The sequence below is a fragment of the Flavobacterium sp. GNP002 genome (genome assembly GCF_054343795.1).
Genome location: NZ_JBTGUW010000001.1, coordinates 1,725,249 through 1,739,619 on the forward strand (window position 1 = coordinate 1,725,249; position 14,371 = coordinate 1,739,619).

13 protein-coding genes are annotated in these 14,371 nt (G+C 34.2%); 8 read left to right on the top strand and 5 right to left on the bottom strand.

The features are described 5' to 3' along the window. Positions 1-104: 104 nt before the first annotated feature. Positions 105-839 carry an SIMPL domain-containing protein gene (locus ACXX80_RS07510; protein WP_458552678.1) on the bottom strand — a complete coding sequence of 245 codons (735 nt, stop codon included), beginning with the start codon at positions 837-839 and terminating at the stop codon, positions 105-107. A gap of 177 nt (positions 840-1,016) precedes the next feature. On the opposite strand from ACXX80_RS07510, the gene kynU reads away from it, so the two are divergent. Beyond that, a complete protein-coding gene (gene kynU, locus ACXX80_RS07515) occupies positions 1,017-2,303 on the top strand; it encodes a kynureninase (RefSeq protein WP_458552679.1) in 1,287 nt (428 codons plus the stop codon). Between the two features lie 89 nt (positions 2,304-2,392). Continuing rightward, positions 2,393-2,824 carry a YMGG-like glycine zipper-containing protein gene (locus ACXX80_RS07520; RefSeq protein ID WP_458552680.1) on the top strand — a complete coding sequence of 144 codons (432 nt, stop codon included), beginning with the start codon at positions 2,393-2,395 and terminating at the stop codon, positions 2,822-2,824. Between the two features lie 83 nt (positions 2,825-2,907). Here ACXX80_RS07520 and ACXX80_RS07525 read toward each other — a convergent pair whose 3' ends face one another. Both ACXX80_RS07525 and ACXX80_RS07530 read right to left on the bottom strand, forming a co-directional pair. Continuing rightward, positions 2,908-4,440 (bottom strand): cryptochrome/photolyase family protein, encoded by a 1,533-nt coding sequence (locus ACXX80_RS07525; protein WP_458552681.1) that lies wholly within the window; start codon positions 4,438-4,440, stop codon positions 2,908-2,910. A gap of 3 nt (positions 4,441-4,443) precedes the next feature. Further along, the gene (locus tag ACXX80_RS07530; RefSeq protein WP_417981832.1) at positions 4,444-5,085 is read right to left on the bottom strand and encodes a flavin reductase family protein; all 642 of its coding nucleotides are present in this window, start codon (positions 5,083-5,085) and stop codon (positions 4,444-4,446) included. Between the two features lie 162 nt (positions 5,086-5,247). On the opposite strand from ACXX80_RS07530, the gene ACXX80_RS07535 reads away from it, so the two are divergent. Together ACXX80_RS07535 and ACXX80_RS07540 are read left to right on the top strand one after the other, a co-directional pair. Beyond that, a complete protein-coding gene (locus ACXX80_RS07535; RefSeq protein WP_458552682.1) occupies positions 5,248-7,638 on the top strand; it encodes a penicillin acylase family protein in 2,391 nt (796 codons plus the stop codon). 62 nt (positions 7,639-7,700) lie between these two features. Beyond that, positions 7,701-9,038 (top strand): FAD-dependent oxidoreductase, encoded by a 1,338-nt coding sequence (locus ACXX80_RS07540; protein WP_417981836.1) that lies wholly within the window; start codon positions 7,701-7,703, stop codon positions 9,036-9,038. Positions 9,039-9,094: 56 nt separating this feature from the next. On the opposite strand, the gene ACXX80_RS07545 is transcribed toward ACXX80_RS07540, so the two are convergent. Continuing rightward, a complete protein-coding gene (locus ACXX80_RS07545; RefSeq protein ID WP_282731201.1) occupies positions 9,095-9,457 on the bottom strand; it encodes a cupin domain-containing protein in 363 nt (120 codons plus the stop codon). Positions 9,458-9,518: 61 nt separating this feature from the next. Continuing rightward, positions 9,519-11,039 (bottom strand): helicase HerA-like domain-containing protein, encoded by a 1,521-nt coding sequence (locus ACXX80_RS07550; RefSeq protein ID WP_458552683.1) that lies wholly within the window; start codon positions 11,037-11,039, stop codon positions 9,519-9,521. Positions 11,040-11,413: 374 nt separating this feature from the next. Between ACXX80_RS07550 and ACXX80_RS07555 the strand changes: the two genes are divergently transcribed. The 4 genes from ACXX80_RS07555 (at position 11,414) to ACXX80_RS07570 (ending at position 14,325) form a co-directional block, all read left to right on the top strand. Beyond that, positions 11,414-12,232 carry a MotA/TolQ/ExbB proton channel family protein gene (locus ACXX80_RS07555; RefSeq protein WP_458552684.1) on the top strand — a complete coding sequence of 273 codons (819 nt, stop codon included), beginning with the start codon at positions 11,414-11,416 and terminating at the stop codon, positions 12,230-12,232. A gap of 90 nt (positions 12,233-12,322) precedes the next feature. Then, a complete protein-coding gene (locus ACXX80_RS07560) occupies positions 12,323-12,922 on the top strand; it encodes an ExbD/TolR family protein (RefSeq protein ID WP_417981840.1) in 600 nt (199 codons plus the stop codon). 19 nt (positions 12,923-12,941) lie between these two features. Next, entirely contained in the window at positions 12,942-13,490 is a 549-nt protein-coding gene (locus ACXX80_RS07565) for an ExbD/TolR family protein (protein ID WP_417951262.1), read from the top strand. A 37-nt stretch (positions 13,491-13,527) separates the two neighbouring features. Next, positions 13,528-14,325 carry an energy transducer TonB gene (locus ACXX80_RS07570; RefSeq protein WP_417951263.1) on the top strand — a complete coding sequence of 266 codons (798 nt, stop codon included), beginning with the start codon at positions 13,528-13,530 and terminating at the stop codon, positions 14,323-14,325. The last annotated feature ends 46 nt before the right edge of the window (positions 14,326-14,371 follow it).

Here is a 14,371-nt window from a genome sequence, read left to right on the forward strand (position 1 = left end):
TCGGGTTGTACGCTGTATCTTTATTTTCTTAAAGAAAGAAAATAAAGGATGCCGCTTCCATCCCTCACACAAAACATTTTGAGGATGATTCCTGATTTGAATTTTTAATTCACTTGATACACCAGTCGTACCGTTATATTAGCCGTTTTGTTTTTGGATTGCGTATTAAAGGAACCGCCATAAGAAAAATCTTCCGATGAGTTTTGACCCGTAATTTGAAAAACACCCATGTCCGATTTTTTTAGATTTCCTAAACTCGCATCTGCATTTTCGGCAATACTTTTAGCTCTGATACTGGCGTCTTTTGTAGCTTCGGCAATCATTTTTATTTTTAATTCGGCAAGTTTAGTGTAGTAATATTCCGGGGGAGAAGAATAAAATTCCACACCAGAATTTATTAACTCACTGGATTGTCTGGACAATTCTTCAATTTTATTTACTTCCTTAGATTGGATGCTCACGCTTTGGGTTAAGGTAAATCCAGTAAAAATTTGCTGTCTTGTCGTTCCGTTTTCGTTAAAGGTAGTTTCAAAATCTTTATTGAAATTAACTGCTGAGAATACCATCTCATTCGGAGCAATTCCTTTGCCTGATAAATAGTTTTTTATTTTCTCTCTGTCAGAGTCCAATGCTGCGTAGGCTTCTTTCAATGTCACGCTTTTTTTAGAAAAAGAACCGTTCCAAACAATCAAATCCGAGACGAAATCTTTCTTTCCCGAGCCAGTAACACTTATGGTATCATTACTTTTATTTCGATTCTGAAAAGCATTCGAAAATAAATACGAGGAAATTACCACGGCGATAGCAATAATAATAACATTCAAACTGTTTTTAAGCATAGCTAGGAGTTTTAAATTCAATATAGTTAAATAACGAGTAGTTTCTTAATTCCGTATAGGAATCTGAAACTATTTTTTTGCATTCGAAAATTTAACTCTTTTATGGTTTGCCAATCAGTTAAAAGTCTTTTATCTATCGGTCCTTTTTTACTACTTTTACAAAACAAAATACAAATCATGACTTTCGAAAACACCCTTAAATTTGCAAAACAACTTGATTCACAAGATCAATTACATAAATACCAAGATGAATTTATTTTTCCGCGGGTAAATGGAAAAAAAGTAATTTATTTTACAGGAAATTCACTGGGATTACAACCCAAACGTACTAAAAATTATGTGGATGAGGTGATGAATGATTGGGCAAATCTCGCCGTTGAAGGTCATTTTTACAGTAATAAACCATGGTGGGATTACCACGAACGATTTGCAAATCCGTTGAGTAAAATTGTGGGTGCGTTACCGAGTGAAGTTACTGTGATGAATACATTGACCGTAAATCTTCATTTGTTAATGGTGTCTTTTTACCGACCAACAAAGACAAGATATAAAATCATTTGCGAAGAAAAAGCATTTCCTTCGGATCAATATATGTTTCAAAGTCAGGTTCATTTTCATGGTTACGAACCAGAAGATGCTATTGTTGAAATCAAGCGTCGCGAAGGAGAACACAACATTCGCTTAGAAGATGTTTTGGCCAAAATTGATGAAGTAGGTGACGAGTTGGCTTTAGTTTTAATTGGCGGTGTTAATTATTACACAGGACAAGTTTTTGATATGAAAACCATAACAGCAGCTGGTCATAAAGTGGGTGCTTATGTGGGTTGGGATTTAGCGCATGCTGCAGGAAACATAAAACTGGAATTGCACGATTGGGATGTGGATTTTGCAGCTTGGTGCAGTTATAAATACATGAATTCAGGTCCTGGAAATGCTTCTGGTTGTTTCATTCATGAAAAACACCACAACAATTCGGAGTTACCAAGATTTGCGGGGTGGTGGGGACATAATAAAGAACGTCGTTTCAAGATGGAACCCACTTTTGATCCTGTTCATGGAGCCGATGGTTGGCAAATAAGTAATTTACCAGTGCTTTCTTTGGCACCTTATTTAGCATCCGTGGAAATGTTTGATGAAATAGGAATGGACGATTTAATTCAAAAAAGAGATGCAATTACTTCGTATTTAGAATTCATTCTGCACGAAATAGACAAAGAAGTCGATAGTACTTTCGAAATTATTACACCGTCAAATCCATCCGAAAGAGCGTCGCAATTATCAGTCTTACTGCATGGGGAAGGGCGCAGTTTATTTGATTATTTGATGAAAAACGGAGTCATAACGGATTGGCGTGAACCTAACGTTATCCGCTTAGCACCGGTGCCTTTATATACTTCTTTTGAAGACATGTTTGAGTTTGGTCAGATTCTGAAAGCAGGTATTTTGGACAAAGTAAATCTTTAAATTATATAAATAATAACCTGAATTGCATAAGTGTAATTTACAGGTTTAAACGTTTCTTTGTAGCATTAGAAATTAAAAAAATTCAAATTATGAAAGCATTATACTTTATTCTTGTAGCTGCAGTTGTTGTTTCTTGTCAGAACCAAGGAAAAATGGAAATTGAAAAGGCTAAAGTAGCAACGGTAGATTCCATGAAAGTTGAAATGGAAAAGGAAAGAGTAATTGACTCTATGAAACAAGAAATGGTCAAAATTGAAGCTGCAAGAATTGAAACACAAAAAGAAGTTGTTGTCGTAAATAAGCAATCACCTTCAACTACAACAACTACAACAAACACTACTACGCAAAGAAAAGGCTGGAGTAGTACTGCAAAAGGTGCTGTCATTGGAGCTGGTGTAGGTGCTGCAACTGGAGCTATTATCAGTAAGAAAAAAGTACAAGGTGCTATTATTGGCGGTGTAGCTGGTGCTGGAGTAGGTGCGGGAACAGGAGCTATTATAGATGGAAGTAAAAAGAATTAAATTTATTCTTTTTATAATGAAAATAAAGAGTGTTTAAGTTCGTATAGAATTTAAGCACTCTTTTTATTTATGGATGTTTCGGTTTAATAGGAATCCATGTCTTGGATAATGGAATTGGCCTTAACTTTAATTTTATATAATTCTTCGGGATTCATTTTATTTAATAAATTCAACATCATTCCCATGCGTTGATTTCCTTTAAAGTACTCTTTTTTCTCATCTAGAAAATTCCAATATAACGTATTGAAAGGGCAGGCATTATCTCCAAATTTTTCTTTTACATTGTAATGGCATTTGGCACAATTATTACTCATTTTATTGATGTAACTTCCAGAGGAAACATAGGGTTTTGTGGCGATAATTCCGCCATCTGCATATTGTGACATACCGCGAGTGTTGGGCATTTCGACCCATTCAATAGCATCAATATATACGCCTAAATACCACGCGTCTACTTCGTCAGGATGAATTTGTGTCAGTAGCGTAAAATTTCCAATTACCATCAGCCGCTGAATATGATGTGCGTAAGCTTCGTCTAAACTTTGATTGATAGCATGGCTCATACAATTCATTTTGGTTTTACCCGTCCAGAAAAAATCTGGTAATTTATTTGTATTTTCCAAGATATTCATTTTGGCATAATTGGGCATTTCTTTCCAATAAATTCCTCGGATGTATTCGCGCCAACCTAAAATTTGCCTAACAAATCCTTCAACTTGTGAGATACTTATTTCAGTTTCATTTGCATGATAAAAAGAAATAACGGTTTCGATTACTTCTTTTGGCGAAAGCATTTTACTATTCATTGCAAAAGACAAACGGGAATGGAAAAGGAATTTTTCATCGGTATGCATCGCATCTTCATAATCACCAAAATACTTCAGCAGATTTTTGCAGAAATAATCTAAAACTTCCAACGATTGCTCGCGCGAAGTAGGCCAACTGAAATTATCTGGATTAATGTTTCCAAAAGTCACGATTCCTGCTTCTTTGATTTGTGCAATAACTTCAGAAACATTGGTATGGAAATTTTTTTCTGAAGGAACCGGAACTTCACCTTTATATTTTTTGCGATTATCAGCATCAAAATTCCATTGATTGCCTAACGGAGTGCTTCCATCCATTAAAACATGATGTTTTTTGCGCATGTTCCGATAAAAAATCTCCATTAATAACAACTTCTTTCCTTCAAAAAAATCAGAAAGTTCGTGACGCGTGGTGTAAAAATGTTCGGAGTCAAATGCCTCTGATTCGATTTTTAGATTCGAACAAATAGTTTTTAGTTGTTGGTCTAGTCGATATTCATCGGGTAATTGATATTCGAATTTTTGAATGTTATATTTTTCAATACAAAAGGCAATGATTTTTTCTAAATTTTGTGGATTCTCAACATCGGTAATTTGAAAATAGACCGCTTGATGTCCATTTTCTTTTATCGCTGTGTAAAAATTCCTCATCGACAGAAAAAAGGCCGCCACTTTTTGGATATGATGTTTTACATAATCCGTTTCCTGACGCATTTCGGCCAAGACATATATTGTGTTGTCATCACTTTCCTGTAACCAAGAGTGTTCTAAATTCAACTGATCACCAAGGATTAATCGCAGCTTTTTCATTTTTTATTTTTTAAAAAATGAAGTGGTTGGAATTTCTTTTCGAGCATACTGAAAGCGGTCTACTAATTTGGGTAAACAATACCCATCGAGTCCGTTTAGTGCCACAACATTTCCTTTGTCAATTTGTAACCAGCCGTCTTTATGTTCTAATTCTTCTTCAAAAAATAAATTTTCGATTGACGCAATTACATGAATCGTATCATTTTCCTTGATGTAATATTCGTTTACGTATTTGCAATACAACTGAACCGGACTTCCTTTTACAAATGGAATTTCTATATCATTTTTATACTCTTCTTCCAGATTGGTTTTGTCAAATTCAGAAATACCTAATTCATAATTTGCCGATGTATGGTGCGCATCTTCAATCATGTTTACCGTAATATGATTTACAGTAAAATAACCGGTTTCTCGTATGTTTTTGTATGTATCTCTTGGGACGGTTGTGGGTCTCATTATAAATCCTATTAGAGCAGGATTGCTTCCTAAATGCGTCACGCTGCTAAAAATAGCCACATTAGATTTTCCATCAAGGGATTTTGTAGCCAGAAGATTAGCTGATTTATATCCAGTGCAAGAATTAATTAAATTCAATCTTTCGACTTTCTCCATTTGAGAAATATCATCTCTAGAAATGTGTTTCATATCTTTTTAATTTGGAACAAATATACTTTTTGTTTAATTAATTTTAAAATAAATTAAACAAAATAATTGTATTTACTCGATTTACCTAAATTACACTCGTTTAAATAAATTGTTTTAAATCATTTTCAAATCCTATATATTTGTTTATCAATTTATTTAAATATGAAAAAACTTAAAATAGTCCTTCTGGCTTTACTTTCGGTAGTAGCCGTTTTAGCGGTAGCTTTAATTATTTATGGGTTTTATTTAGAACCAAAATACGAGGGCAAATTGCAACTGAAAAATATTCAAAAAGAAACAACAGTTTATTTTGATGAGTTTGGCGTTCCACATATTTATGCAACAAATTCAAAAGATGCGATGATGGCTTTGGGTTATGTGCATGCCCAAGATCGATTATGGCAAATGGAATTGATGCGTCGAATTGCACCGGGACGATTATCAGAAATTTTTGGTTCGGTGGCACTTAAAAACGATAAATTCTTTGCTGGATTGGGAATTGAAGAGGCTTCTGCAAAAGCGATTGCAGCATTGGATAAAAACAGTCCAAGTTATCAATTGACGATGGCTTACTTAGATGGAATCAATCAATACATGGACGAAGGAACTACACCAATAGAATTCAGTTTAGTTGGGGTTAAGAAAGAGAAATTTACAATCAAAGACGTTTATAATATTTTTGGATACATGTCTTTTAGTTTTGCGATGGCTCAAAAATCAGATCCATTATTGACTGATATTCGAAACAAATACGGAATGGAGTATCTCAAAGATTTTGGTATTGATGGTTCGTTTAATACCACCCGAATTAAAAATGCCAATGAAACTGCTCAAGAATATAGCGCTATTTCAAAGTCGATAGCCTCGATTTTAGATCAGTCTCCAATTTCTCCTTTTATAGGAAGTAACAGTTGGGTTATTGCTCCAAAGAAAACTAAAAACGGGAAAGTCATTTTTGCTAATGATCCACACATTGGGTTTTCGCAACCGGGAACTTGGTATGAAGCACATCTTGTAACGCCAGATTTTGAATTGTATGGTTGTTATCTGGCTGGAACTCCGTATCCTTTATTGGGGCACAATCGCGAGTATGCGTATGGTTTGACAATGTTTGAGAATGATGATATTGATTTGTATCAAGAGGAGAATAATCCAAATGATACAAATGCTTATAAGACACCAAGTGGTTTCAGTGCGTATGAAATTCGAAAAAAAACAATAAAAGTAAAAGATTCTGCTAATGTGGTTTTGAATGTAAAAGTGACTCGCCACGGGCCGATTGTTAATGACTTGATTGATGGTTTAATGAAAGATAAACCTGTTGCAATGTCTTGGATTTATACGCAGCAACCCATACAAATTCTGGATGCTGTTTATCAACTTTCGCACGCTAAAAGTAAAGCCGATTTCCAGAAAGGGGTCAGTTTAATAGCAGCGCCAGGATTGAATGTCATGTATGGAGATGCCAAAGGAAATGTGGCTTGGTGGGCAACGGGAAAATTATACAAGCATAATGCTGGCGTAAACCCTAATTTTATTTTGGATGGTGCCAGTGGTAAAGATGATATTAAAGAATATTTGGATTTCTCCAAAAATCCTTCGGCAGTAAATCCAAAATGGAATTATGTATATTCTGCTAATAATCAGCCGGAACCTATAGATGGATTTTTATATCCAGGTTATTACCTTCCTGAAGACAGAGCAAAAAGAATTACGCAGTTATTAGAGCCAAAATCAAATTGGGATAAAACTGCTGTTGGGGAAATGATTTTTGATAATACATCATCTGTTTCCCCGGAAGTAGTGAAGCAGTTAATCTCAAATTTGGACGAGAAATCACTTTCTGAAAACGAGAAAGAAGCTTTGACAGTTTTGAAAGAATGGAAAGGTTCGAATAACCTTGCTGATGTTGGGCCAACGATTTACAATAAATGGATTTTTAACTATTTGAAAAATACTTTCGAGGATGAACTTGGCGCCGCTAATTTCAAGCAATTTTTAGGGACACATGTTATGAAGCAAATAATTGCTAAGCAAATTGTTAATGCAACGTCACTTTGGTGGGATAATGTCAATACTAAAAACGAAAAAGAAACCCGAAGTAAAATTATATCACAATCGTTTAAAGAGTCGATTATAGCTTTAGAAGAACAATTGGGAGCTACGGTTGCTGATTGGACTTGGAATAAAGTGCATACGGTAGAACATCAGCATCCGTTGGGGAAAGTGGCTGCTTTAAGAAGGATTTTCAATGTAGGTCCTTTTGAAGTTTCAGGTTCCACAGAAGTTATTAATAATTTGTTTTTTGATTTTACCGATGATGGAAATTATATCGTAAAAGGAGGTCCGTCAACGAGAAGGATTATTGATTTTTCGGATATAGAAAATAGCTGGAGTGTTCTTCCTACAGGGCAATCGGGGAATCCTTTAAGCGCGCATTACAGTGATCAAGCGGAGCTTTACAATGCAGGAAAATTTAGAAGAATGATGCTTAACAAGGAGGAGATTGTTAGGACTTCAACAAAATTGATTTTTATTCCACGTAAAAATTAATAGTTTTAAAGTTCTTAGTCTAATAAAATCAGTAATTTTGCTTAACTTTTTATAAAAAATTAATGCAAATTCCAAAAAAAATAGCGGTTGTAGGTTCTGGATTAGTTGGATCTTTATTAGCTATTTACCTTCGCAAAGCTGGTCATACTGTTCATGTTTTCGATAGAAGCCCTGATATTAGACAAATTCAGTTTTCCGGCCGTTCTATTAATTTAGCCATGTCTAACCGAGGTTGGAAAGCACTTGATGCGGTGGGAGTGGGCGATGCCGTGCGAGAAATTGCCATCCCGATGGATAAAAGGGCCATTCATCTTGTTGATAAACTTAATTTTCAAAATTACGGTCAGGAAGGAGAATCTATTTACTCCATTTCCAGAGGGACTTTGAACAGGAAAATGATAGATTTGGCGGAAGCCGCAGGAGCTGAATTCTTTTTCGAACATAAAATCTGGGATGTAACCCTTGATGATGCTACTTTGCATATTGGAGAAACTGAAAGAGGTGCCTGGGAAGAAATGAAATACGATATGGTTTTTGGTGCTGATGGTGCTTTTTCCAGAATCCGCCATCGCATGCAACGTCAAAGCATGTTTGATTATTCGCAAGAATTTTTACCTATTGGATATAAGGAATTGAATATTCCTGCAAATTCGGATGCAACTCATAAATTAGACAAGAATTCGTTTCATATTTGGCCAAGAGGTGAATATATGTTGATTGCATTACCCAATTTAGATGGTAGTTTTACTTGTACTTTGTTTATGCCTTTTGAAGGGGATAATTCTTTTGCTTCTTTGAAGGATCAAAAAGCGGTGGAAGCTTTTTTTGAAAAGAATTTACCGGATACTATTGATGTAATTCCAAAATTGACTGAGGATTTTTTTAAAAATCCAACAAGTACTTTAGTGACCATGAAATGTTTTCCGTGGACTTATGAAGATAAAATTGCTTTAATAGGTGATGCTTGTCATGCCATTGTTCCATTTTACGGACAAGGAATGAATGCGGGCTTTGAGGATATTTCGATTCTTTATGATATGATTGAAAAGTATGGCGATGATTGGGAAACGATTTTCTCTGAATACCAAAAATCCCGTAAACCTAATGCTGATGCCATTGCAGAGCTTTCCTATCGCAATTTTATGGAAATGAGTTCTAAAACGGCTGATGAGAAATTCTTATTGCAAAAGAAAATAGAAAAATCATTTTCAGATAAATATCCTGAAAAATGGATTCCACTTTATAGTAGAGTTACCTTTAGTGATCGTCCTTATGCAGAAGCTTTGGCTATTGGAGATTATCAAAATGCTATTATGGAAGAAGTTTTGAAAATGGAGAATATTACTGAAATATGGGATTCAGAAGCTGTTGAAAATAAAATACTAGAGCTGTTGCGATAGTTTTTCCAAGTTACTCACTTGAATATTTACGATAGTATTTATTTTACTCACAGTGTTTATTCTTCACGGTGAACTTTAGTAAAATCGAAAGCAGGTTTGCAAATGGCAATATATTCACAAGGTTCGTCAAAAGGATTGGAATATTGCACCCGAGTATTTTTCTCAATTTTTATGGATTGACCCGCTTCAAGAATTACAATTTCATCTTCGATGATGAATTGTTTTTTTCCTTTTATGACATAGGTGTACTCTTCAAATTCTGGTGTTTGAAAGGGTTCGCTCCATTTAGGCGGAGCAATCATATGGGCGATTGAAATTTCAGGATTGTTTGTGGTTGCAATTCCGTGATGTTCTTCTATCAATTTGCCATCAGTTGTTGGAACAACAAAAGGTGTTTTTTGTATAAAATATTTTTTCATTTTTAACATTACTTTTTTAAATACCCTTTTAGAGGTTTAATTCTAAAAGGGTATTAGTACTTTATTTTTTGAACATTTTGGTTAATACACCAAAAGCGCCTCTTATAAAAGTAGCACTTGTCAATACTTTTAAAACAGATTTCCCCACTACACTAGCGGTACTTGGACCTTTACTTTCTTCTTTTTCAGATGCTTTTTCCTGTTCTTGCTCTGCAGCTTCTTCTTCAATAACGGTAATTTTTTTATTTAGCATTTCATAAGCGCTTTCACGGTCAATAAGTTCGCTATATTTTTTTACCAGTTTAGATTTGTTGTTGATTTCTTGAATCTCACTCTCGGTTAAAATATCCATTCGGCTCATAGGAGCACGCATCATTGTAGCTGCAAGTGGTGTTGGAATTCCTTTTTCATTCAGAGCTGTAACGAGCGCTTCACCAATTCCCAGGCTAGTTAAGATTTCATCAGTTTTATAAAATTCAGATGTAGGGTAATTATCTGCAGTTTGTTTGATGGCTTTTCGATCATTGGCAGTAAAAGCCCTCAAAGCATGTTGGATCTTTAAACCCAATTGCGCCAAAACACCACTTGGAATGTCCATTGGGTTTTGTGTGATAAAGTAAATTCCAATTCCCTTAGAACGAATTAGTTTTACTATCGTTTCTATTTGTTCTAATAATGCTTTGCTGGCTTCGTTGAAAATTAAATGAGCTTCATCAATAAAAATTACTAATTCTGGTTGATCCGAATCTCCTTTTTCAGGCATTTGCTGGTAAATTTCAGCTAATAAACTCAGCATAAATGTTGAAAATAGTTTTGGTTTGTCTTGAATGTCGGTTAATCTTAAGATGTTGATGTATCCTTTTCCATTTTCATCAATGCGCATTAAATCGTCAACGTCAAAAGACATTTCGCCAAAAAATAGTTCGGCACCTTGTTGTTCTAATTCTATTATCTTTCTAAGTATGGTACCCGTTGTTGAAGTGGAAATCTTACCATAGCTTTCCTCAATTTCGTCTTTTCCTTCTTCAGTGATGTAATTGATTACTTTTTTGATGTCTTTCAAATCCAATAAAGGCATTTTATGATCATCGCAATATTTGAAAATAACAGAAACAACTCCAGCTTGGGTGTCATTTAAATTTAGAATTCGGGAAAATAAAACCGGTCCAAACTCAGAGATAGTAGCGCGAAGACGTACACCATTTTGTTCCGATAAACTCAATAATTCAACAGGAAAATTTGCCGTATTATAAGGGATGTTTATTTTAGCATGACGTTCGGTAATAAATGCTTTCTCTTCTCCTTCTTTTGCAATACCACTAAAATCTCCCTTTATATCCATCATCAATACAGGTATTCCAAAGGATGATAATTGTTCTGATAATACCTGTATGGTTTTGGTTTTTCCTGTTCCAGTTGCACCGGCAATTAATCCATGACGGTTTAATGTTTTTAGAGGTATTTTTACATGTGCATCAGCCAAAGCCTCTCCGTCTAATATTGCACCACCCAGAATAATGCTTTCTCCCTTGGAGCTGTATCCATCAGAAATATGTTTACTGAAATCTTCTTTTCTGCTCATAATAAGTATAGATTTAAATCATTTGCAAGGTATTATTTTTTTTATAAAACCTGAAATTTTAGTGCATACTGCAGTTTTCCTGCTTTTTTGTTGTTAATAGTATAAAATATTAGTTTTCATAATAAGGGGGTGGTTGTTGAAATATTGTGTTAATATATCATAAAAAATTACGTTTTTTTTTATAAAAGAGTAGATTTGTTTGAGTATTTTGATATAAATGCAAAGTGTTAAATTGCAAATGTATTTTTGAAATAAATTTAATTATAATAAAATAAAAAAAAGTTTTTTTATTTAAACTAAAAATATAAATTTGCTCCACTACAAGTTTAATATAACTAAGATAATTTATTTAAAACTATTAAAATTAAAAAAAAATGGCAAACGTTAAAAAAGAAAAATCGGCAAACGGAGGAGGAATGATTTCAGGAATCATTATTGTAGCATGTATTTTTGTTGGATGGTTAATTTGGAATTTCATAATGGGTAATGGCGCTAATTTCGAGGGCGGCGTTAATACAGGTCATCCATTACCAGGAAATATGTTAGCAATGGTTTACAAAGGGGGACCTATTGTACCAGTATTGTTAGGATTATTATTAATGGTTGTTGTGTTCTCATTTGAGCGTTATGCTGTAATTTCAAAAGCAGCTGGTACAGGAAATCTTGATCAATTCATGACAAGTGTACAAAAAGATATTAAAGCAGGTAATATTGAAGGAGCTATTGCTTCATGTGACAAACAAAAAGGTTCTGTTGCAAATCCAATAAAATCAGCTTTATTGAAATACCAAGAAGTTAAAAGAGAAGGTTTAGATAGCGAAGCTGCTGCAGAAACTATTCACAAAGAAATCGAAGAGGTTACTTCGTTAGAAATGCCAATGTTAGAGAAGCACATGACTGTACTTTCTACAATGGTATCTTTAGGAACTCTTGCTGGATTATTAGGAACAGTAACAGGGATGATTAAAGCATTTAGTGCTTTATCTGCTGCTGGTACTCCGGATCAAGCTGCACTTGCAAATGGTATTTCTGAAGCATTGATTAATACAGCTACAGGAATTTCTACTTCAGCATTAGCAATTATCGCTTACAACTTTTTTACTTCTAAAATTGATACTTTGACTTACTCTATTGATGAGGCGGGTAATACAATTGTGAATACTTACAGACACTTCAGAAGTACACAAAAATAATTAATAATTTAATTTACAGGAAAATAGTGGTCTGAAAAGAAAGATCCTATTTTCTTGTAAATATAAAAAATAATATTGATGGCTATAAAAATGAAGAAAAAAGCAGGGTCTACCGATATGACTGCTATGTGTGATGTCGCTTTTCTTTTGTTGTCGTTCTTTGTAATGACAGCAACTGCTAAGATACCGGAAGCATTGCCAGTAGATACGCCTGCGTCAACGGTTCAATCTAAGTTGCCAGAAGATAATTTAGCTACTATAACTATTGGTAAAGGAAAAGTTTTCTACGACCTGAAAGGGAGAGAGGTTAGAAAAAGAGCTCTTGAGTTGATGGGACAAAAATATGGTGTTGAATTTACAGAAAGTGAATCTGAAACTTTTGGTTTAATGGAAGGTATTGGAGTTCCGATTTCAGGACTTAAACAATTGATTGCTATGAAAACTGCTGACAGAAGTAAGCCTGGTGTACAATCAGGGGTTCCTAAGGATTCACTAGATAATCAATTGAAAGAATGGATTTACAATTCTCGTATTGCAAATATTGATGTAAATGATAAAGAATTGCAAATTGCCATAAAAGGTGATGCGAAAGAAGAATATCCTGCTATCAAACAAGTGATGGATGTTTTACAAGATCAAAAAATCAATAGCTTTAACCTAGTTACTGGTTTAAGAGCAACAGAAAAATAACTAATAAAAATACACTAAAATGGCTGAATTAAATACTGGCGACGGTGGAGGCAAAAAAGGTGGAAAAGTAAGAAGTAAAAAATCAAATTCAAAAGTAGATTTAACTGCTATGGTGGATTTGGCGTTCTTATTGATTACATTCTTTATGCTTACGACTACGTTGTCTAAACCGCAATCGATGCCTTTGGGTTTGCCAGATAAAGAAGATGATAAGACTAAGGATAAGCCAATCAAAGTTGACGAAAACCGCACACTAACGGTTTTATTAGGAGACAATGATAAAATGGTATATTATATGGGTTTATTAGCAACTCCAATTGCTGGTCCTAAAGATATTTCTTATGGTAAAGAAGGGATTCGTAAGGAATTATTGAAAAGAAAAAAATCAGTAGTTGAATACACTGGTAACAAAGACAAAGGTTTAATTGTAATTATCAAACCAAGTAAAAAATCAAATTATCGTAATTTAGTAGATATACTTGATGAGATGGCAATTGTAGGAGTACCTTCTAATGCAATTGTAAATGATTTTTCTCCAGAAGAACTAAAATTGTTAGAAAGTAAATAGTATTCATATTTACTCTATAACCTAATAATTAAGAAAAATGAAATTAGATATATTCACAAACCAATGGCTTGATATTGTATTCGAAGGTCGTAATAAGGCTTATGGCGCTTACGAACTAAGAAAATCAAATAACAAGACTACTGTTAGAGCGCTTATCTTTGGTGCAATTATTTTTGCTATAGCAGTTAGTATGCCACTTATTTTAGGGTTATTGCCTGATTCTTCTGATGGTGATGATACTTTAGATACTAAAATTGTTAGTATCAAATTACCTCCTAAAAAAGAAGAAGTAAAGAAAGATGTTCCACCACCACCACCACCACCGCCAAAAGTAGATCAGGTAAAATTTGTTAAGCCTGTTGTTGCTAAAGCGGAAGAAGTGACTGAAGAGCCACCTAAAACTGTCGAAATAAAAGATAAGAAATTAGGAGCTGAAACTATTAAAGGAGATCCTGATGCTGTCTTAACTGTTGAACCAGTAGGTACAGGAACTGCAGCTGTTGTAGAAGAGGTTGATAACCAAATTTATAACACTGCTGGTATTGAAGTTAAACCTGATTTTCCAGGTGGTATTGACAAGTTTTATAAATTTGTTGGTAATAACTATCAAACTCCAGAAGAAGAAGGATTAAAAGGTAAAGTTTATGTTACTTTTGTAGTTGAAAAAGATGGTTCGTTAACTGATATCAAAGTAATTAGAGATATTGGTTACGGTACAGGAAAAGAGGCTATCCGTGTTTTAAAAAAATGTCCTAAATGGACTCCAGGTGAGCAAAATGGTAAAAAAGTTAGAGTACTTTATTCGCTTCCTATTACTATTCAATCTGCAGAATAATGTTAAATAACATACTTAATAATATTAAGAAGAAATCGCTTAAAGA